The sequence below is a fragment of the Virgibacillus sp. NKC19-3 genome (assembly GCF_019837165.1).
GTDB lineage: Bacteria > Bacillota > Bacilli > Bacillales > Amphibacillaceae > Virgibacillus_L > Virgibacillus_L saliphilus.
Window position 1 is genome coordinate 305,246 of record NZ_JAGYHC010000001.1, and the last position, 20,178, is coordinate 325,423.

Annotated in this window: 21 protein-coding genes; 14 read left to right on the forward strand and 7 right to left on the reverse strand. The window is 39.3% G+C overall.

Annotated elements, in window-relative coordinates:
• Positions 1 to 362: 362 nt before the first annotated feature.
• Genes KFZ56_RS01565 through KFZ56_RS01575 form a run of 3 tightly spaced genes read right to left on the reverse strand, consistent with a single transcriptional unit; the run spans position 363 to position 3,890 of the window.
• Positions 363 to 1,490, reverse strand: coding sequence for a flavin-containing monooxygenase (locus KFZ56_RS01565; protein ID WP_255584761.1), 1,128 nt, complete (start codon positions 1,488 to 1,490; stop codon positions 363 to 365).
• Positions 1,409 to 3,529 carry a heavy metal translocating P-type ATPase gene (locus KFZ56_RS01570; protein WP_222639771.1) on the reverse strand — a complete coding sequence of 707 codons (2,121 nt, stop codon included), beginning with the start codon at positions 3,527 to 3,529 and terminating at the stop codon, positions 1,409 to 1,411. The genes KFZ56_RS01565 and KFZ56_RS01570 overlap by 82 nt, the downstream gene beginning before the upstream one ends.
• Positions 3,522 to 3,890 carry an ArsR/SmtB family transcription factor gene (locus KFZ56_RS01575; RefSeq protein WP_222639773.1) on the reverse strand — a complete coding sequence of 123 codons (369 nt, stop codon included), beginning with the start codon at positions 3,888 to 3,890 and terminating at the stop codon, positions 3,522 to 3,524. The genes KFZ56_RS01570 and KFZ56_RS01575 overlap by 8 nt, the downstream gene beginning before the upstream one ends.
• A gap of 279 nt (positions 3,891 to 4,169) precedes the next feature.
• On the opposite strand from KFZ56_RS01575, the gene KFZ56_RS01580 reads away from it, so the two are divergent.
• The 4 genes from KFZ56_RS01580 (at position 4,170) to KFZ56_RS01595 (ending at position 8,407) form a co-directional block, all read left to right on the forward strand.
• Positions 4,170 to 4,973 carry an ATP-binding cassette domain-containing protein gene (locus KFZ56_RS01580; protein ID WP_222643858.1) on the forward strand — a complete coding sequence of 268 codons (804 nt, stop codon included), beginning with the start codon at positions 4,170 to 4,172 and terminating at the stop codon, positions 4,971 to 4,973.
• Positions 4,970 to 5,779: a hypothetical protein gene (locus KFZ56_RS01585; RefSeq protein ID WP_222639774.1), complete on the forward strand. Its 810-nt coding sequence runs from the start codon at positions 4,970 to 4,972 to the stop codon at positions 5,777 to 5,779. The genes KFZ56_RS01580 and KFZ56_RS01585 overlap by 4 nt, the downstream gene beginning before the upstream one ends.
• Positions 5,780 to 5,989: 210 nt before the next feature.
• On the forward strand, positions 5,990 to 6,850 hold the full coding sequence (locus KFZ56_RS01590) for a S66 peptidase family protein (protein ID WP_222639777.1): 861 nt from the start codon (positions 5,990 to 5,992) through the stop codon (positions 6,848 to 6,850).
• Between the two features lie 567 nt (positions 6,851 to 7,417).
• On the forward strand, positions 7,418 to 8,407 hold the full coding sequence (locus tag KFZ56_RS01595; RefSeq protein ID WP_222639779.1) for a zinc-dependent alcohol dehydrogenase family protein: 990 nt from the start codon (positions 7,418 to 7,420) through the stop codon (positions 8,405 to 8,407).
• Between the two features lie 201 nt (positions 8,408 to 8,608).
• Here KFZ56_RS01595 and KFZ56_RS01600 read toward each other — a convergent pair whose 3' ends face one another.
• On the reverse strand, positions 8,609 to 8,965 hold the full coding sequence (locus KFZ56_RS01600) for an MmcQ/YjbR family DNA-binding protein (protein ID WP_222643859.1): 357 nt from the start codon (positions 8,963 to 8,965) through the stop codon (positions 8,609 to 8,611).
• 336 nt (positions 8,966 to 9,301) lie between these two features.
• Between KFZ56_RS01600 and yedE the strand changes: the two genes are divergently transcribed.
• The 5 genes from yedE (at position 9,302) to KFZ56_RS01625 (ending at position 14,355) form a co-directional block, all read left to right on the forward strand.
• On the forward strand, positions 9,302 to 10,513 hold the full coding sequence (gene yedE / locus KFZ56_RS01605; protein ID WP_222639781.1) for a selenium metabolism membrane protein YedE/FdhT: 1,212 nt from the start codon (positions 9,302 to 9,304) through the stop codon (positions 10,511 to 10,513).
• Positions 10,503 to 10,730 (forward strand): sulfurtransferase-like selenium metabolism protein YedF, encoded by a 228-nt coding sequence (gene yedF, locus KFZ56_RS01610; RefSeq protein ID WP_222639784.1) that lies wholly within the window; start codon positions 10,503 to 10,505, stop codon positions 10,728 to 10,730. The genes yedE and yedF overlap by 11 nt, the downstream gene beginning before the upstream one ends.
• A 220-nt stretch (positions 10,731 to 10,950) precedes the next feature.
• Complete coding sequence (locus KFZ56_RS01615; RefSeq protein ID WP_222639787.1) at positions 10,951 to 12,084, forward strand: GNAT family N-acetyltransferase; 1,134 nt, start codon at positions 10,951 to 10,953, stop codon at positions 12,082 to 12,084.
• Positions 12,085 to 12,364: 280 nt separating this feature from the next.
• Positions 12,365 to 13,039, forward strand: a complete 675-nt coding sequence (locus tag KFZ56_RS01620) for a hypothetical protein (protein ID WP_222639790.1) — start codon at positions 12,365 to 12,367, stop codon at positions 13,037 to 13,039.
• Positions 13,039 to 14,355, forward strand: a complete 1,317-nt coding sequence (locus KFZ56_RS01625; protein WP_255584762.1) for an efflux RND transporter periplasmic adaptor subunit — start codon at positions 13,039 to 13,041, stop codon at positions 14,353 to 14,355. The genes KFZ56_RS01620 and KFZ56_RS01625 overlap by 1 nt, the downstream gene beginning before the upstream one ends.
• A 23-nt stretch (positions 14,356 to 14,378) precedes the next feature.
• Here the strand turns inward: KFZ56_RS01625 and KFZ56_RS01630 are convergent, their stop codons facing one another.
• Positions 14,379 to 15,230, reverse strand: a complete 852-nt coding sequence (locus tag KFZ56_RS01630) for a YihY/virulence factor BrkB family protein (RefSeq protein ID WP_222639794.1) — start codon at positions 15,228 to 15,230, stop codon at positions 14,379 to 14,381.
• A 287-nt stretch (positions 15,231 to 15,517) separates the two neighbouring features.
• Between KFZ56_RS01630 and KFZ56_RS01635 the strand changes: the two genes are divergently transcribed.
• The 3 genes from KFZ56_RS01635 to KFZ56_RS01645 are packed head-to-tail and all read left to right on the forward strand — an operon-like array spanning position 15,518 to position 16,672.
• The gene (locus tag KFZ56_RS01635) at positions 15,518 to 16,012 is read left to right on the forward strand and encodes a DUF948 domain-containing protein (RefSeq protein WP_222639796.1); all 495 of its coding nucleotides are present in this window, start codon (positions 15,518 to 15,520) and stop codon (positions 16,010 to 16,012) included.
• Complete coding sequence (locus KFZ56_RS01640) at positions 16,009 to 16,464, forward strand: DUF948 domain-containing protein (protein WP_222639797.1); 456 nt, start codon at positions 16,009 to 16,011, stop codon at positions 16,462 to 16,464. Before KFZ56_RS01635 ends, KFZ56_RS01640 begins: the two co-directional genes overlap by 4 nt.
• Positions 16,448 to 16,672, forward strand: coding sequence for a hypothetical protein (locus tag KFZ56_RS01645; RefSeq protein WP_222639799.1), 225 nt, complete (start codon positions 16,448 to 16,450; stop codon positions 16,670 to 16,672). Before KFZ56_RS01640 ends, KFZ56_RS01645 begins: the two co-directional genes overlap by 17 nt.
• 38 nt (positions 16,673 to 16,710) lie before the next feature.
• On the opposite strand, the gene KFZ56_RS01650 is transcribed toward KFZ56_RS01645, so the two are convergent.
• Entirely contained in the window at positions 16,711 to 17,130 is a 420-nt protein-coding gene (locus tag KFZ56_RS01650) for a DUF948 domain-containing protein (protein WP_222639801.1), read from the reverse strand.
• 342 nt (positions 17,131 to 17,472) lie between these two features.
• Between KFZ56_RS01650 and cwlD the strand changes: the two genes are divergently transcribed.
• Positions 17,473 to 18,201 (forward strand): N-acetylmuramoyl-L-alanine amidase CwlD, encoded by a 729-nt coding sequence (gene cwlD, locus KFZ56_RS01655; RefSeq protein ID WP_222639804.1) that lies wholly within the window; start codon positions 17,473 to 17,475, stop codon positions 18,199 to 18,201.
• 107 nt (positions 18,202 to 18,308) lie between these two features.
• Positions 18,309 to 19,364, forward strand: coding sequence for an iron-sulfur carrier protein/transcriptional regulator SalA (salA, locus tag KFZ56_RS01660; protein ID WP_222639809.1), 1,056 nt, complete (start codon positions 18,309 to 18,311; stop codon positions 19,362 to 19,364).
• A gap of 49 nt (positions 19,365 to 19,413) precedes the next feature.
• On the opposite strand, the gene gerD is transcribed toward salA, so the two are convergent.
• A complete protein-coding gene (gene gerD, locus KFZ56_RS01665; RefSeq protein ID WP_222639812.1) occupies positions 19,414 to 20,079 on the reverse strand; it encodes a spore germination lipoprotein GerD in 666 nt (221 codons plus the stop codon).
• Positions 20,080 to 20,178: the final 99 nt, after the last annotated feature.

A 20,178-nucleotide genomic window follows, 5' to 3' on the forward strand; every position in this document is an offset into this window, starting at 1 on the left:
AAAAAGAGAGAGAAACAAAATAGAGAATTCTTATTTAATCAATTCTTTTCTTATAAGATAATCATAAATTTAAAACGTCATTTGTCGGTAAAGCACCGTTCAAATGACGTTTTAAATGTGATTATAGCTATAATTAATTGTCTTTATATTTTTCAAACATATGACTAACAATGACTATAGGGTAATATATATACACAAGTAATTAAAAGCTAATTTAACTATGCTGAAAGCTACCTTATATTTACTAAAACGAACTACGGTTCTTTTACTCTTAATAACCGCAAGTTGTTTAAGAATACCAGTAGTGTTGTACCAATCACTAATATAAACGTATATTACCCTCATAAATCTTATCGTTTTTCCTATTTCATTTCGTGTTGCTGAATTTTCTGAGCTATATATTTAGCATCATCACTCACACCATATATAAGAGCGGAACTTCTTTTCCTCTGCCAACTTAACCCTATAAAATACAAGCCAGCTACGTTCGTAACACCAAAAGAGTGTAACGGTCTCCCTTGATTGCTTAAAACTCCATCGATTTGTATCCATGAATAATCATTGCGATAACCAGTCGCCCATATCACATTTTGGACTTGTTTAGTTATACCATTATTAAAATACGCCTTACCTTCTTTAATTTCGCTTAATCTGCCAACAATCTCCACATTATTTTGTACCGTTTTGTAGTCATTTCCTATTAGAGGCTCTCTTTCCCTTAAAATTTTTCCTATAAAAGAATTTGGCTTTGCCCGACCGATTCGGAATGTTTCTAACCACCAAAAGATACTTCTTCCAGCAATATTCTGCGGAATACTTTTCATTGGTTTGCTTTGGGACAGTGTAACCTGATGTGTTTTACTTAATTCTGCCGCAATCTGAACGCCCGTATTACCTGCTCCTATGATTAAAACATTCCCATTAGGTATTTGAGAAGGATTCCGATATTGAGAAGCATGGATTTCAAAATTTGCAGTTCCATCATGAACGTTTGGAACAAAAGGATTATAAAAAGCTCCAGTAGCAATAACTACTTGTTTAGCTTTATGCGTTTTATTGGGAGTAGCGACTAAGAACTTTTGCTTCTCATTCTGAGTTAGTTTGATGACTTTTTCTTGATGAATGATAGGCAAGTCGTTCTTTATTTTAAAAGCATTCAAATAAGCTGCAATTTCATTTTTTTCTGGAAATCCATTTGGATCTCCCTTCAAATGAAAACCATGCAATTGACTATAACTTCTGGGAGTAAATAAGTGTAATGAATCATAACGTTTTCGCCAAGACATACCGGTTTGTTCATTCTCATCAAGAATAACGAAATGAATATTTTTCTGTTTTAACGAAAAGCCCATAGCCAAACCAGCTTGCCCGCCACCGATTATTATGACGTCATATTCCATAGAATTTCTCATTTCTTTATCCGTAATAATCGTAAACTGTTTAATGTCACAAGTAGTGTTGCCCCCATGTCTGAAAATATCGCTATCCATAAAGTTAACCAACCGGGGACAACTAACAATAATGCAACTGCTTTAATCGCTAAAGAAAAGGTAATATTTTGCTTGATAATTGCCATCGCTTTTTGACTTAATTGAATCGTATATGGCAATTTATTTAAATCATCAGACATAAGAGCAATATCCGCTGTTTCTAACGCTGTATCGGTTCCTGCACCGCCCATAGCTACCCCGACCGTAGAAGCTGCAAGTGCTGGGGCGTCATTGACACCATCACCAACCATGGCTACATGTTGATGTTTTCCTCGAAGTTGTTTAATAAAAGTCAACTTATCTTCTGGTAGTAAATCAGCTTCGACATCCGAAACCCCAACTTGTTGACCAATTGCTTTTGCAGTTCGTTGGTTATCACCTGTCAGCATAACCGTTTCTACTCCAAGATGATTTAATTTGCTAATGACTGCTTTAGATGATTCTCTCAATTCATCTGCAACCGCAATGAATGCAAGAATTTCTGTTTCCGTTCCTAAAACCATGACTGTTTTTCCTGTTGTTTGTAAATGCGTCATTTTTTCTTTTAGGTTAGTTTTTATTTGATTATGCAGTTCTTCAAAAAGACTTGGGCTTCCTACATAGTATAATTCATTATTTATCTTTGCTTTAACACCCTTTCCTGTAATAGACTGAAATTCCTTCATAGATACATCATTGAAATTCAATCCTTTTTCTTCCGCCTTTCTTATAATAGCGGACGCAAGAGGGTGTTGCGATCCTTTTTCAATGGCTGCTGTGATGGTCAATAATTCATTTTCGTTTCCATTAACCGTTACAATATCAGTAACAGCAGGAATCCCTTTTGTTAAAGTTCCTGTTTTATCAAAAGCAATAGCTTTCAGATTTCCAGTCTCTTCTAAATAAATACCACCTTTAATTAACACGCCATTTTTTGCAGCGTTTCCGATGGCAGTCACTACAGCAACTGGAGTGGAAACAACTAGGGCACAAGGACAGCCAACTACGAGTACAGCTAACCCTTGATAAATCCATGTACTCCAATCTCCAACAAACAATGGTGGAATAACCGCTATTAACATAGCTAAAATGACAATAGCTGGAGTATAATATTTGGCAAATTTATCTACGAATGCCTGAGAAGGTGCGCGTTCTGCTTGTGCTTCTTCTACAAGATGAATAATTTTTGAAAGCGTCGTATCTTCCACTCGTTTGGTTACTCTAACTTCAAGCAAGCCTTCTTCATTTAATGTTCCAGAAAAAACTTCGTCATCTACTGTTTTTGTAACAGGAACGCTTTCACCAGTAATAGCGGCTTGATTTAATGTAGATGTACCTTTAACCACTAAGCCATCCATTGCTAATTTTTGACCAGACTTTACAATCATAATATCGCCAACTTGAATATTATCCACGTGGATACTTGTTTCTTTATTCCCTCGACGAATTAGGGCTTCTTTCGGAGCAATATCCATTAACGATTCGATGGATTGGCGGGCTTTATCCATGGAGTAACGTTCTAACGCCTCACTAATGGCAAAAAGGATAACAACAGTCGCACCTTCCATCCACTCGCCGATGATGGCTGCACCGATAACAGCAATGGTCATGAGTGTATTCATATCGAATTGTAATCTACTTAGGTTTCTTAGACCTTTTATAAAGAGTGTATAACCACCTATTAAAATGGACGCTGCATACCCAATAGTTGGAAGGGGGTGTTCTTCACCTAATTGATTTCCTAAAAACCAACTAGCCACAAGTAATATCAGTGCAATATAAACCTTTATATTTTCTTTGTGTTTCCAAAAAGGGATGTGCTCTGCTTTTGGTTCATTTTCATCTCGAACTTTTAAATTTTCAAACGCGCCTGCTTTTTCTAGTTCTTCAATGGTTATATGCCCTTGAACATAAACTTTTGACGCTCCAAAATTTACTTCGGCGTCTTCCACACCTTGTAATTTCTTTACGTTATTTTCAAAAGTTTTTGCACAACCTGCACAACTGAATCCTTGCACACGATAAGCTTTGATTTCTTCTTTTGTTAGTGATTCAGACATTTACTTTCTCTTCTTTCTGGTGAACTAACGTAATCGAAATTAATTGCTTAATATGTTCATCATCCAATGAGTAAAAAGCAAGTTTACCTGCTTTCCTGTACTTCACAATTTTTTGTTTATGAAGCGTTCGTAAATGATGGGAAGCAGTTGCTACGGTTGAGCCAATGATATTCGCAATATCACATACACACAACTCCTCATCTATGCATAGTGCGTAAGAAATTTTTGTTCTATTTCCATCTGCAAGTACTTTGAATAATTGAGAAACATGTGATAAATCTTCATTTTGTAATTCTTCTTGTATACGATTGACTTTTTCCTCGTCATAACAATAAACTTCACACATGTCTTTTTTGACCATTTTCACCACTCCATTTTCATTCAAATATTCATTTGAATATATAATATCTTATTTACGGAATTCATTCAAGTATATATTTGAATAAGGAATGAAATTAGCTACTAAAGGGCTTTTGATTTTAGGACTTGTAATGATATTTTCATTCATTTATCTTATAAAAATGTTACTTCTAATAATCCCACTTAAAAACGTCATCTGTCGGAAAAATACCGTTCAAATGACGTTTTAGGTGTGATTATAGATGTGTTTAATTGTCTTTAGATTTTTGTAATCCCTTGACTGGCAAGGGTTGAATATGGTTGTCTATATTTACATTCCTCCAACGGCGCGGGAAAAACATCGCTTCTGTCGATTTTGGGATCTTTCCGTCAAGCATCCTCCGGGTCTATTACCATCAATGGGGAAACTCCGTTTGAACATGCAGGTATTATGCAGCAAGTTGCGCTAATGTATGACAAAGATTATGGAGATGAATCCGAAAATGTAAAATCCATGTTTCAGCAAATAGAGCGCTATCGTCCCCATTTCGATATGGAATATGCTGAATATCTTATCGAGCAATTCAAACTCGACAAGAAGAAGGCGATCAAGAAATTTTCCAAAGGGATGCAGTCGGCTGTTAATGCCATTATCGGTTTAGCATCAAGAGCGCCGATCACGATATTTGATGAGGTATACCTTGGCATGGATGCACCATCGCGAGATATTTTTTATCAAGCGTTATTGAACGATCAAGAAAAACACCCAAGAATCATCATCCTGTCCACCCACCTCGTATCTGAAATGGATTATTTGTTTGATGAGGTAATGATATTAAATAACGGAGAGATGATGCTCCAAGAGGAATATAATTCGCTTGTTGCTAAAGGTGCATCCATTACCGGAAAAAGCGAACTTGTCGATGACTTTGTCCAATCAAAGACACTACTCCACGAGCAGCAATTGGGGGATACAAAATCTGTCATGGTGTATGGAGAACTGCATGATCAGGAAAGGAAAACAGCGATGGATAAAGGACTGGAAACAGGACCAATTTCGCTTCATGAGTTATTTATCCATTTGACGGAGGAGGATGACCGATGAAACAGAAATCGATATTTCCGAAAGTAATTATGGATATGTTTTCGATTCAATTTGCTTGGGCGTGGGGATTTTTTGGCATCATGCTGGTGATAAATATCATTAAGGTTGGGAGAACACTGCTCGGGAACGACAGTGTAGACGGTTATTATGACGCTGTTTTTATTGGGGCTAATATATTTATGCTTGTTATTGGGATCATATCTACGTCCTTTCTCTCCCATTATGTGGCAAATGGCGTCACAAGAAAAGATTATTTTAAAGGGGCCCTCCTTGCTTCTGTTGGGCTTTCTGTGGTTATTCCGATTATCGCATTCGTTGTTGATGCGATTGAACGTTTTATCGTGACCAATCTGACAAACATAACATTCGGTGATCCTGGTCTAAATGCAGTTACCCAAGAAATAGCGGAAGATATTGGTGATATTGGGGGCATTGGTGACGTTATTAGTACGATTGTGCAGTCTGTTATCTTTACACCTTATATCGACCCGGGGAGTAATTGGATCTTAGCCATGGGGGTATTTAGTTTAAATATCTTTCTGTACTATTTGCTCGGCTGGTTAATCAGTGCAAGTTTTTATCGTTTTGATACGGTCACTGGTTTGGGATTTATTGTTATTGCGCTCGTTCTCTTAATGGCGGGAGATACATTGTTAAGAGTTACGCTCGGTCTGCCGTTACTTGAAGGTTTGGCAGCGTTGAACGCCATCCCGGCTGGTGTTGCGGCCCTCGGCGTGCTGTTTATTGTGGTTGTTTCTATTTGGATGATTCGGCTGTTGACGAAGAACGTTTCTGTTAAGATGTAAGGAACCATTGTATGAAGACGTCCGTGATAAAATGTATAGTGATGAATGTGAAGATGACTCTTATTTGCTGAAGGTACGACCATCTGGAGGCCATCGATTATCTGGAAATAAAATCAGTATTATAATGTGCCTATTGGAAGAGCAAATGGAACCAATGTAGGAAAGTAGAAGATGTAACTTATTCCAAAATAAAAGAAGGACGTGTTACGATTGGAAAAATTGGTGGGGAAAACGGTTGGTTTGATAGCATGTTCGGATGGTCGAGACCACGATAGTAGTGTAGTTTCGGAAGTTATGGAACTATTTTCAGAAATGGGGATTACATCCGTTTTAGCGAGTACCATTTACCATCGTGGCAATACGCCGTTTAGTGGATCATCTGAGGAACGGGCGTGTCAACTCATGAAGTTCTTTAAGGATGAGAAAATCGCCGCTATTTTCGATATATCCGGTGGGAATTCTGCTAATCACATTCTTCCCTACCTTGATTATGCAGTAATCAGAGAGAACCCAAAGCCGTTCTTAGGTATTAGTGATTTGTCTGTGATTCTAAATGCCATTTATGCGCGTTCTACGGTCCCAACGTTTCATTACCAAGTGGCAAACTTAGTCGGTGAACACGCGCTAGAACAACGCCATTTATTTCGCAAATTGTTCTTGCATGACAGTGACTACGCCACATGTATGACCTTTGATTATTCGTGGCTTCGTGGTAAGGAAATGACAGGTGTCTTGGTAGGTGGGAACCTACGATGCTTTCTTAAATTAGCTGGCACGCTGTATATGCCGGACCCCACTAATAAAATCGTATTTTTAGAGAGCCTAGGTGGACGTTCTAGCTTGATAGCTTCATTGTTATCCCAATTAGATCAAATCGGGTACTTTGAGCACTGCAACGGCGTGTTGTTAGGTACGTTCACACAAATGGTGGTTGAGAAACAGGAGCCAAGCATAGAAGAACTCGTTTTCAAAATGACCCAGAAGTATCAATTACCTGTAGCTGTAACGAATCAACTTGGACATGGAGATGATACACACTGCCTGCCAATTGGTACGACTTTATCGTTTTAAGGAGCGAAGGCCGTCTTTCTTTAAAGATATTTTCCTGGGTGAGATTGGTTTGACAGATAAAAATAATTACATTTCTCAAGGAAGAAGGGGCTATATAGAGATGTTAATTACGATTAAACCGAACGTTGACATAGTTGTAGATGGTACTTACCAGTTTAGCTATTGTGAATCTTATTTTGGATAAGCTGGATAATATGAAGGGCATCTAAGCCAATCTTCAGTTCAAGTAGGGTAAAAACAGACACGATTTTTGGCGCTCATTTTCCTATCCATTGTTCCTTATCTATATGATATGCAGGAAAAATGCTGCCATCATTATAAGCGTACTCGATCGATTTGAGCGCGCACTCGATCGGCTTGGGCATGAGCACGATCGATTTGGAACTACACTCGATCGGTTTAAGCGCAAGCACGATCGATTTGAAGATCGTACTATGTTTTTTCAATCCCTTTTTGTGTTAAACCGCAAACGATCTTTTCTTCTAATTGTTCCAAAAAAACAGTCATAATAACAAAAAAACGCTATAATGGATGATCAGATACAAAACGTAAAGGAGACTTATTGTTTTGGATGCAACATGTATTAAATTCTATGAATTCGGCAGCCCTCAAGATGTATTACAAGTTGAATATAAGGGTGTCCAACCACCCAGGGAGAATGAAGTCCTTGTTCGTATGCTAGCTCGTCCTATCAACCCTTCCGATTTAATACCAATCAGAGGATCTTATGCGCATCGAATTTCATTACCTCATATTCCCGGTTATGAAGGTGTTGGGATTGTAGAAGATGTAGGCTCTTTCGTATCACCAAATCTGGTTGGTAAGCGTGTTTTACCGCTAAGGGGAGAGGGCACGTGGCAAGCATTTGTGAGGACGTCAGCACCATTTGCAATTCCTGTTCCTGATTCCATGGATGATTTTACTGCATCGCAAGTTTATATAAATCCAATTACAGCATGGGTTATTTGTACGGAGGTGTTGGGGCTAAAACCAGATGACGTGTTATTGGTAAATGCGTGTGGTTCTTCAATCGGCCATATTTTTGCCCAATTATCGAACGTACTGGGTTTTAAGTTGATTGCGATAACGAGAAATGATACATATACACAAGATTTGCTTAAGCATGGTGCTTCTCATGTCATCAATACATCCGAACATGCCTTACAAGAGGCTGTTAGGGAATTAACAAATGGATGTGGCGCAGATGCTGCTGTTGATTCTATAGGTGGCTCTTCTGGTACGAATTTAGCCTTTTGCGTACAGCCTAAAGGTACGTTTTTAACCATAGGTCTTTTATCCGGAGTCCAAGTAGACTGGGCATCAATTACAAATAAGGCAAACGTGAACGTAACTATATTTCATTTGCGACATTGGAATAAAAGCGTATCAACAAAAACATGGCAAGCAACATTTCATCATGTGATAGGGTTAATCAAGGCTAAAAAATTAAGGTTGAAAGCACCTGATTCTCCATATGATTTGGTAAATGTAAAAGAAGCTGTTCGAGATATGGAATATGCGAAAAGCAAAGGAAAAATTTTTTTAACAAGTGAATGACTTGCTGTTGATTTATTACGTAGCACATTCCTCACTAAAAGGAGATATGTAAGCAAACGCGTTTCGACGTTTGCTACTTAGTAGACAGGGCGATATAAAGATGCGAATATTATTAAACCAAAGGCTGGCGTTATTGTTAATAGCACCCTTTTGATATGGCAAAATCCAGGTTCTTTCTTCGCTTCGATGGGTTAGTGTATGTTACTTGGTTAAACGAAAACTTTGCTCGATTAAGTTATAAATTTCTCCTTCTGGGTCGGTACGTTCTAAAACAAGTGTAATCCAATGTTCCTTATCCATATGATATGCAGGTAAAATGTTACTGCTGTTTCTTAACATACCATTTAATTCAGGAGGAGATTTTAGATTTAGAATATCTATTTCCGCATTCTCATCTAATCCCAATTTTTCCGAGGGGACATTCATTACAAGACCGTACCATTTTCTGTTGGATGCATGGCGCAATACAGCATAGTTTGGAAATTTCTTAAATGGGTAATCAGGCAATGTGCCATAACTTGCTTTGACATGCGTAAAGATATCTTCTCGGGTTATCATAGCCAATAATTCCTCCAACTTCTCTATTTCTCATAGTCGATGCGTTATGTTTTATCAATTCCTTTCTTTAATTTACCCGACATTTATAGTGCTAAACGTTGGTTTTATTTATGTTTAGCCCATATATACATCGGAATTTTGCCCCTTTTTAAATCCGATTTTAGGGAGTTGTTAACGTTTTATCACATGTCAAATGATGAATTGTTAAGAAAATGGTACATTTGCTAATAGCACGTGACAGGTCTCATCCAAACGAGTAAAATAGGATATATACACATGAATTGTGCGCATAAGCTTAATTGGTTTCCATTTTTAAAGGATTGGGAGTTAAGAAGGATGAAGGCAGTAGTTAATCACATATTTACACGTTATTGGAATCCATATGTCGCGCTCATTCTGGCTGGAATCCTTAGTGCGATTTATTTTGGCATTACTGGTACCGTTTGGGCGGTAACTGGCGAATTCACCCGCTTGGGAGGCCATATCTTACAGTTTCTTGGTGTAGATATATCAGATTGGGCTTATTTTGACCTGGTACATATGCAAGGTTCTTCGTTTTCAAGGTCTGATGGCTGGATTGTTTGGGGGATGTTTATCGGTGCTTTCATCATGGTTCTTTTCAGTAATAATTTTAAAATTCGTATCCCCAAACAAAAGCGACGTCTGGTGCAAGGATTAGTTGGTGGAATTATTGCCGGATTTGGTGCACGTCTCGCGTTGGGCTGTAATTTGGCGGCTTTTTTCACAGGTGTTCCGCAATTTTCGTTACACTCGTGGATCTTTATTGTTGCCACAGGGATCGGGACTTATTTAGGAGCAAAGGTTACAAAAACACGATGGTGGAAAGGTAAACCTTCTTTAACGAGGGGAAATAAAAAGCCATCTAAGGAAAAGAACAGAAAAATTCAGCCTTACATAGGTGGGGTTATTGCACTGGTGTATACAGGACTCATTTTATTTTTCTTTACGACTGGCAAACCACTGCTTGGTACGGCTGCTTTGTTTGGGGCGCTTTTTGGTATATTCATAGAAAGAGGACAAATTTGCTTCACCTCTGCATTCCGTGATTTATGGCTAACAGGTAGAGGTGTAATGGCAAAGGCAATCATTATCGCCATGGCAGTGAGCTCCATCATTACATTGTTTGTTATTGGCATCTATGGTATGGAGCCAATTACACAAATTGCAGCTCCAAGTACCTTTATTGGCGGGTTTCTATTTGGCCTTGGTATCGTTTTGGCAAGCAGCTGTGAAACGGGTATGATGTACCGATTAATGGAGGGACAAATCCTCTATCTGACCGTATTCGCTGGAAATATCATTGGTGTAACGGCACTTGCCTATGCGTGGGATCATCTTGGAGTCTATCATGCACTCGTTGCCAGCGGAAAACCAATGAATCTCATTTCTAGCATGGGACCAGTTGGTGCAATCCTAGCAACCCTTGTTATGCTTGGTATTTTATATTTACTTACCGTCTATCGGCAGAAAACACATCGTTTTGTCGGTATGGGATTCAAGAAAGGGGAAAAGAAATATGTCAGTTGATTTTACATTGGATTTACGAGGAGAATCTTGTCCCTATCCTGTCATTTACACGTTAGAAGCGTTGGAAGGGATGACCGCGGGGGAGCTGCTTCAGGTCATCACGGACTGTCCTTCTTCATTTAGAAATGTTCCGGAAGAAGTATCAAAACATGGTTACCAATTCGCTAAGGACCCGGTAAAAAACGGGCCGGAATACTTATTTTACATTGTTGCTTAAACAAGTATGAGGTGGAAGCCAAAAGACAGATATATCCTACCTATATTAGGAAGGTATCTGTTTTTTATTTGCATTCATTTAAAATCTTCTAGAACTCTCAATTTCATAATGATTGAAACACCACAAACCTCACCGATACTTCTCCATTCTGTTTTTTGGTACCATAGATATTCATTTTCCTTTATTATAGGAATAAATAGGGTAGTAGGAGGTTTACACCTTGAACAACATTCAAACATTAACTGAAGCAAATGTAGATGACATTGTTTCTCTATCTCAATTTGCGTTTCAATACCATTTGTCCGAAGAAGAGATACAGAAGAAAAAAGAAGAAATGAGGCGGCATACGGTCTGGGGATGGATGGAAGACGGCCAACTAGCGGCAAAGGTTCATTTGATACCACTGTCCTGTTATATCCATGGCAAGTCCTTTGCGATGGGGGGAATTAGCGGTGTTGCAACATGGCCTGAATTCCGCAGACAAGGGATGGTCAAGCATTTGCTTCATCATGCTTTACAACAGATGAAACAAAATGGACAAACCCTCTCTTTTTTGCATCCATTTGCTTTTGCCTTTTATCGAAAGTATGGATGGGAGCATGTTTTCACAGAACAACAATATTCCATTCCCTTGGAGAAATTAAAGAAGCAATGGGGCGGTGAGGGATATGTGCGGCGAATACAGTCTGATATATCCGTGCTGCATCGTATATATACCGAATATGCGAAAACGTTTAATGGAATGCTTGAGCGTGATGAGAGGTGGTGGAGGCAGCGTGTGTTAAAGGACCAATCACAGCATATCGCCATAGCCTATAGTGGAAACGGGCACCCAGAGGGCTATATCATCTATCATGTGAAGGAGCAGGTATTAACTGTGAAAGAAATGGTTTATACCAATTTGAACGGGCATAAGCTTTTGCTGCAGTTTATCGGTAACCATGATTCGATGGCAGAGAAGGCTAATCTCATTGTTTCGGAAGATAACCATTTGCCTCTTTTGCTCGATGAACCACGGTTTGAGCAAAAACTGCATCCGTATTTTATGGCTCGCATTGTTGATGTCCAATCCTTTTTAGAGGAATACCCTTTTCAAGGTGATAGCAACCTTATCGCAGCAGTTGAGGATGATTTTTTCCCGGAAAATAGCGGGAATTATCAGTTGGGAAAAGGCGATGGAAGAGATGAACAAGTCATCGAATGTTCGATCCAGGTTCTTACAGGAATGCTTTTAGGCTACAAACGGCCAAGCGACTATTATCAAATAGGGTTGTTAAAAGGGGAGGAGCAGGCTATCAAACAGCTTGAAATGCTCATTCCAAGGAAACAAACCTATTTGATGGACTTCTTTTAATGGAGCCGCGTTGGGTATCATAAAATCGAGCAGGCCCGAAACGGGAGAGCCCCGCAGCAAATCGGGAGAGAACACATCCGAAACGGGAGACACAAACACTAATAAAAATGTTCAACTACAAAAGGATGCTCTTCTCCAACCAGAGCATCCTTTCCTTTTGCACAAATAGGATACAATTGACTATTCTACGAAAATTATACAATAACATAGAATTTTATCGGATTTTAGGTTAAAATTAAGAAAAATATGTAAAAAGAATAATAGAAAAGGAATGGAATCCATGACCTATCCTGTTAACTTATTTAAATTTTTTCGTTCGATGGACGATCACTTATTTCGGATTCGAAAGGCAGAAAAGGTACAAAACTTATGGAAAGTAAGTATATTGCTTGTTTTGTTTAGTGTGATTATCTATGCTTGGATGGCTTATCTGGGGATTGGGACAGATCTTATCTCGCAAAATATTGTCACACACTCACCGGCTGCGTATGAACAGAGTAAGTTCTGGTTTATCATTGGCCGTGTCGGATTTGCTATCTTGTTTGCTGTGCTTATTTTATTCGTGCCTGCACTACTATTTTACTTGTTAACGGACATACCCTACCAGAAATTGATTATCATGCAGCAGGTTGTGCTTGTTGTTCTATTAATAGAGCGAATCTTATGGATCCCGTTAATGCTTACGATTGGGCTGGACTGGTATGTATCCCCATTATCTTTTGGAGTAATAGCGTCCTATATCATGGAAACACCGTGGCTTATTTACTTCTTCGGGTCGATCTCCCTTTTCCAATTATGGATTATCGGCTTTCAGGTTAAATATCTTAGCACGATGGCGGTTGTGAAAAAGCATTGGCTATGGGTGAATGTTATCCTGTTACATATTTTATTCTGGTGTATTGCGGCGCTTTTAGCTTACGCTGATGAAATCATTATAAGTGGGTGGTTTGGATGATGCGAAGAAGACTGATTCAAGCAGCTATTATTTTGTTTATCGGCATTAATTTTTTATTGGTCTATATGGATGACGACGGAAAAGTAGAAAGAAAATCCTATCTCAAAAATTGGTCGCAGGTTTTTGAAGCGGATGTGGCTGAACATCTCCATAAACCAGGGGTGCTGGCTTCCGTGAGCGAAGATCATGTCTATTTCGACGAGGATTTAGGTAGTTTTCAGGAGTTTCTTGTCGAAGAAGGAGCAGAGGTGAGTGCAGGAGACCCGCTTTATACGTACCAGGTTCTTGATTATGTTGAAGCAGAGACAGATTTAATGAATGAGGTCGACGTATTAAATGAGGAAATCGCTGCGATCGAGACGGCTATTTCAGAAATGGAACTCTATCAAATTCCGGATGATGAGGGAGACTCGTCTCCACAGGAACCCCCGCTCCCGTTTGACTTTGAAGAAGAGATGCTCGAAGAAGAAATGACGGAATTACCGGAGGAAGAAGAGATTGAAAATCCGGAAGAAGATGAGGCGATGGAAACAGCAGAGGAGCCTGAAAACTCGGTTGAAGCGGAATTGATGAAAGAACAATATATTATCGAAAAGGAAAAAGAGTTAGCTCAGAGGTCTGCGGAGTTATCGAGTGTAGAGAATCAATTAACGGAGCTTCAGTCCGATGGGGACACCATTACGGTAGAAAGTCCTTTCGAAGGGAAAATTAAAACAGTACAAGAAACGCTGGAGGATCCACTGATTGCAATTGAAAGCACAGCGGTACAAGCAGAAGGTGAATTAACGGAAGTGGAGCGCAGCCAAATCGAACCGGGACAAGCAGTGGAAATGACGCTCACGGAAAAGGAAACCTTCATCGAAGGGGAAATTGCTGAGGTGAGCGATTTACCAAAAGCAGTTGAAATAGAAGAAGAAAGTATCTACCCATTCCATGTTTCGTTGCATGAAGATGAGGAAACAGAGCTTGAAGAATTGCTTCCGGGTTATCATGTGAATTTACGTATTACGTTGGATGAATCACTTGGTGCCGCCGTTCTCTTTGAGGATCTTATATTCTCGGATGCAGTATGGAAAATGAACGAAGAAGGCAAACTCATGGAACAAGGAGTTGAAACAGGAATTGCAATGGATGATATGCTGGAAATAACAGATGGCGCGGCAATTGGTGAATTTGTAGCAGAAGAGCCAGCAGGGCAATTCCGCAATGGGGCGGTGTTTATCACACCACTTAAAGTACAAGAGGTTGCTTGGAGAAATGTATTCCATTATGATAATTGGAGCAGACCTCTAGTTTCAGGATTCCTCTCTAGGTAATCCTGAAACAAAGGCACTTGCTCTTAAAGATTAGAAGCGATTTGCTCTTCTGGATCAGCATGACGCATTCTCCGGTGGTAAAGCACATTTATAATAGCACCAGTCATTAAGATTAAGCCCGTTAAAAAGAACCAGATCATTAATATAATAATACCACCGAGACTTCCGTATGTGGCGGAATAGTTTCCGAAATTACTAACGTAAAAAGAGAACCCTAAGGATATCAACTGCCACAAAACACTTGCGGTAACAGCCCCTGGAAATATATGCTTGAATGGTATTTTCTTATTTGGTGCAAACCGGTATAAGAACATTAAAAGCCCTGTAAGAACGAAAATACTGAGTGTCCAACGCAATACTTGAAAAAGCAGGCTCGTTGCCCCCGAGAATCCTAATAAGGACTCTAAAAAATTTAGAATAATGCTACCAAACATCGGTAGAATAAAAGCGACAACTAATGCTATAATCATACCAAGTGTCAATCCCAATGCTATAAGGCGTACAACAACGAAAGAACGTGTCTCTTGGACGTCATAGGCTGTATTTGATGCTTTTATAAATGCGTTAATGCCGTTAGAAGCGGCCCATAAGGCACCTAGGATACCGACGGTGAGCAACCCACCTTTAGGTGTTTCGATCAAACTTATAATATTTTCTTCAAAAACGGAGGCTATTTCACTGGGCAGTAGATTCCCAATGAAATCCACCGCATCATTCGGGTTAATATTAAAGTACGGAATAATGGTAAATCCTACAATAATCAATGGAAATATAGCAAGAAGATAATAATATGCTTGGGCTGCTGCTAATAATGGAACGTTATCTTCTTTAAATTTTGTCATAAACCCTTTTGCGAAATTTTTTGCCTTATCCATTATATTTCCTCCTCATCGGTTTTGCTTTTGTCTATCCTATACCCTAAACATAGGATAGTAAATCTTTTTCATGTCAAAGCCAATTAACGAATAGGAAAAGTATAACATCTTTTATTTGCTCATTGGCTAAAGCAACCACGTCCTCAGACTCACGTAACTATTCGTCCCACCGAAAATAGTTATGCATTGGAAGTGCGGGCGATGGTTTTCGGGGTAAAAGCCAAATGTATATGAGTTTTATTTCAGGCGACAAGTGGTATAATTTAGTAAAGGAGGTCTGGTCAATTATGGGCGTAATTTATTTAGGAATTCTATTTTGTTCAGTTGCATTCGCAGTTGTCGTTGTATACATATGTCTCGTGTTAAAACGCGTATCCACTACGATGGAAGCCCTTGGGACAACCTTAGGTGAGGTAGAAAAAAAGTTTGAATCCATCACACCGGAAATTAAATCAACCGTTGAGAGAACGGAGGAAATGATAGATGATATGGAAGTTAAATTCAACGCAACCGACAGTCTTTTTGATACCATGGAAAATGTCGGCAGTTCCGTTAATGCCATGAACCATGTGTACAAACAGAACAGGGCAAGGCTTACTGACGCTGAGTTCCAGCGCAAACTAGCTCCATTTATTGAAGGAATCAAGTGGAGTGAAGGAGCTTTTCTATTATATTCCAAATGGAAAAATAAACAACCGACGGGCAAAAATGAACTGATGATACAAGATGAAAATAAGGAAATGGTACCATTTAACCAAAGAGGGGGTAGGGATAAACAATGACATTAACGGGAATAGGAGTACTCATTATTGGTGTAGCTTTTCTTATATTAACCATTTTTATTGCCCATACATTGCAAAATCTGGCCGGCATCCTTAGTGGGATTGAAAAAACGGTTGAAAAATTACCAGATCAACTTGATGATGTGTTTAAAGAAACTGGAAATTTGATTAATCACAGCAATGACACGATTGCTGATGTGAATGAGAAATTAGGTCAATTGAGCCCGTTATTTTACATTGTGGGTGATGTTGGAAATGTGACCAGAAGGTTTTCCTCTTCCTTAGTGGATGTAACCGAAACGGTGAAAAATAAAACAGATGATAGTAAGGATATCTCCCAGAAGAATAATTTGGGCGGCTTGTATGGATCATTTGCATTAGGATACTATCTGCTCACGAAACGCAGACAAGCGAAAAATGAAGGAGCAACTTCGGATGAACAGAACAAATAATTGGGTAGTGTCGACAAGTGCTATAAGTGGTGTGCTGCTAGGATGGGGTGTTAAAGCGTTTCTTTCTAAGCGGTCACAACGTCCGGACTATCAGCCTTTCGTGGAAAGTGTAAAGAAGCGGGAAAAGAAGCTTTATGCGGATGGACGCAAGCGAGCGCAGGAACTGGAAAGGATAAAGCAGGAAGTTCATTATAAAATAGAGCAGTAATGAAAACGCCCCTGAACTATTGATAAGGGGCGTTTTCATTATTTGTTACGTTGTTTTTGAAAGATGTAATACCCTAACGTCAATGCGCCGTACAAGCCTTCGAGATTTCTGTCCTGCACCAGTTCGCTTCCTTCTGCCGTGCTTGTTTTCATGTCTTCTGTTGCATCGACCATGGAAGATGACAATTTTCTTGTCGCCTTTCCTGCATCACCTACGATATGAAGGATAGGATTTAATTCTCTGATTTGGGTATTTAATTGATTCAATGTATCATTGCCTGTCGTTAGCACTTCTGTTGCCTGTGAACTTATGTCATCAACGCTTTGAGGTAATTTGTCGGTTGTTTTTTGCAAGCTTCCGAGTAAACCTGACAATTTCATTAATGGTTTTATCAAAACAATAACCAATGCGAGAAATGCAACACCTAAAACGAGTACCCCGATTCCTAACCAATCCATTTAACCATCTCCTCTCTCCGGTGGATCATGATTTCTTTACTATTACACTGAATCCATAAAAATAAACGTTTGTCGCCTTTCCTGAAGCCTTTTTTGTACGTGTTGTTGTTATTTTAAGACCTCGGCGTTGATATAAACTGACGCATAACTTGGTATGTTTGTCTTGATGGTTGATTGGAACTGCGGAAATCAGCAATCTATGACATCGTATTTATATCTTTTCCATCACAAGCAACACGCTTTTAGAAAATAGTATTCCTGGAAAAATAGCGATTATGTATTGTCATAATACCATAACTCGTCCCATAAAATAAAGAAAGCAAATGATAAGGGGCGAATGTAATGAGTCGTGGCAGCAAAATTACACTATGGGCAATAGGACTTTTATTATTGGTTTTTTTTATACAATTTCCGCTTCAGCAAAAGGAAGAGGCGTGGACAGCTTCTTCCCCATGGTCTCTACCATTATCCGGGAAAACAATTGTACTTGATCCTGGCCATGGCGGTGTTGATGGAGGAGCAGGCCAAGAAGGAGCATTGGAGAAAGATATCGCATTGACGATAACGAAAAAGCTGCAACATTATTTGCAGCAAACCGGCGCGATTGTTTATTTAACAAGGGAAGAAGATGTTGATCTGGCCGAGGAAGATACCCAAGGGTACTCGCGAAGGAAAACGGAGGATATTCGCAACCGACTTCAATTTATTCATGATCATGAGGCCGATTTTTTCGTGACATTACATTTAAACGCCTTGCCATCAAGTGAATGGCGTGGTGCGCAAACATTTTACTATCCGGAATTCGATGAAAGCAGACATCTGGCAAAAATGATTCAATCGGAAATCACACGAAACTTGGAAAATACAAATCGTTCCACGTTAGCGAATAATAGCATGTATCTGTTAAAGAATGCGGAAGTACCTGGTGCTTTAGTGGAGGCTGGGTTTCTTTCAAATAGAGAAGAGCGTGAATTACTTACACAAGATAAGTACCAGGATCAAATGGCAGCAAGCATTTATGAGGGTATTTTGCGATATGTCACCGAAGAAATAGAAGACCCGGAGGAGTAATCCCCGAAATCAAATCTGGTGATTTAAATCACTTAGATTTTACATGATTTGTGTTATACTGGGTTTGATGGAATTTTTCTATAATGAATAAGGGGAGCGTGACATAAATGTTAACAAATGAAGAAATTGTACAACTTCTTAACCCGGTTAAGGATCCATTTTTACATACAACGTTTGAACAAACGGACGCCATTAAAAGCGTTAAGATTAAAGAAGAGAAAAAGCATGTTAGTTTAAAAATAGCTATTGCAAAAACAAATACAGCAGAACAGATGCAGTTGCAACAAGAAATTGTAGGTATTTTAAAGCAAAATGGTGCTTCAACGGTTGGATTGCGCTTTGAACAATTGCCTGATGAAATTATTCAAAAATACCAGCCTGCCGTAGAAAAAGAACAAGAAAGTTCGCTGATGGGTGGAGCAAATCCTCCTCACTTTATCGCGGTTGCAAGTGGTAAGGGTGGTGTTGGGAAATCCACGGTTACAGTTAATCTCGCTATGTCATTGATGCGACTTGGTAAAAAAGTGGGTATTATTGATGCAGATATATATGGATTCAGTGTTCCGGATATGATGGGGGTTGAGGAACGTCCGCAAGTTCGCGGGAAAACAATTATTCCGGTTGAGCGTTTTGGTGTGAAAGTTATTTCCATGGGTTTCTTTGTTGAAGATAATTCGCCGATCATTTGGCGTGGACCGATGCTTGGCAAAATGCTGAATAACTTTTTTAAAGAAGTAGAATGGGGTGACTTGGACTACTTGTTGCTTGATCTTCCACCAGGAACAGGCGATATTGCAATGGACGTGCACGAATTATTACCTACCTGTAAAGAGGTGCTTGTAACAACGCCGCATCCAACCGCGGCATTTGTAGCGGCACGTGCCGGGCAAATGGCGTTAAAGACAGAGCATGAAATTCTAGGTGTTGTGGAAAATATGGCCTATTTTCAAAGTAAATCCGGGGATAAAGAGTATATTTTCGGAAAAGGCGGGGGGCCAAAACTGGCAGAAGCATTACAAACCAAGGTGCTTGGTCAATTACCCCTTCAGCAACCATATGAAGAAGAAGAGGTCTTCGCACCATCCATTTATCAGCAAGATCATCCAATTGGACAAGAATATCATAAAATCGCATCGAAAATTGCGGCGAAATTAGACGAATAGAATAAATAGGGCGTCACCGCGTGTGCGCCCTATTGATCATCCGGCTTGATTATTGACCGCTTCCTCCATCGCCACTATCTTCTTCATCACTCCTGTCACTACCACCACTCCCGCCACCTCCACTACTGCTATCTTCCTGCTCATCGCCACTGCTGTCTCCCTGCTGGCCATCACTTTGCTCCTCGGCAGCTTGTAATAGTATCTCCTGGATTTTAGCTTGGAATGTTGGGGTTTCTAATGTTTCTTGGATAGTTTCTTCTAAATGAGAACGGAACTCTTGGCTTTTTAACACACTCATTATTTGTTCTGTCATTTGTGGATCTTGGAGTAGCTTAAGCATTTGCTCTTGATAGTTGGAGTCATTCATTAAACGTTTCATTAGATCCTGTTGGGGTTCTTCCATGGAACTGGTAAAGCTTTTAACAAAAGCGGGATCGGAAAACAAACGTTTCCACATTTCTTTTCCTTTATCAGAAGTTAGTGTTTCATTGATGGATTTATTTACTTCATCGGATTCGATAATCAGTTCTTCTTTCATGGCTTCATCAGACATAATTTCCTGAAGTGCCTTTTTTCCATCCTCCGTCTGTAATATATCAACAACCATTTTCTTTGTTGTATCATATTCTGCTTCATTCCTGGAGGAGTCTTCTCCATTACAGGCACTTAGTAATAGCATGAATACAATAACGAATAGTAAAATGATGCGATTCATGAAGAGATCCTCCTTCCTTACACCTTAATATGGGTGACAAATTTATAAAATATTCACTTCGTTAAGGAAAAAAATATTCCATCGTGATAAAATGGCTAT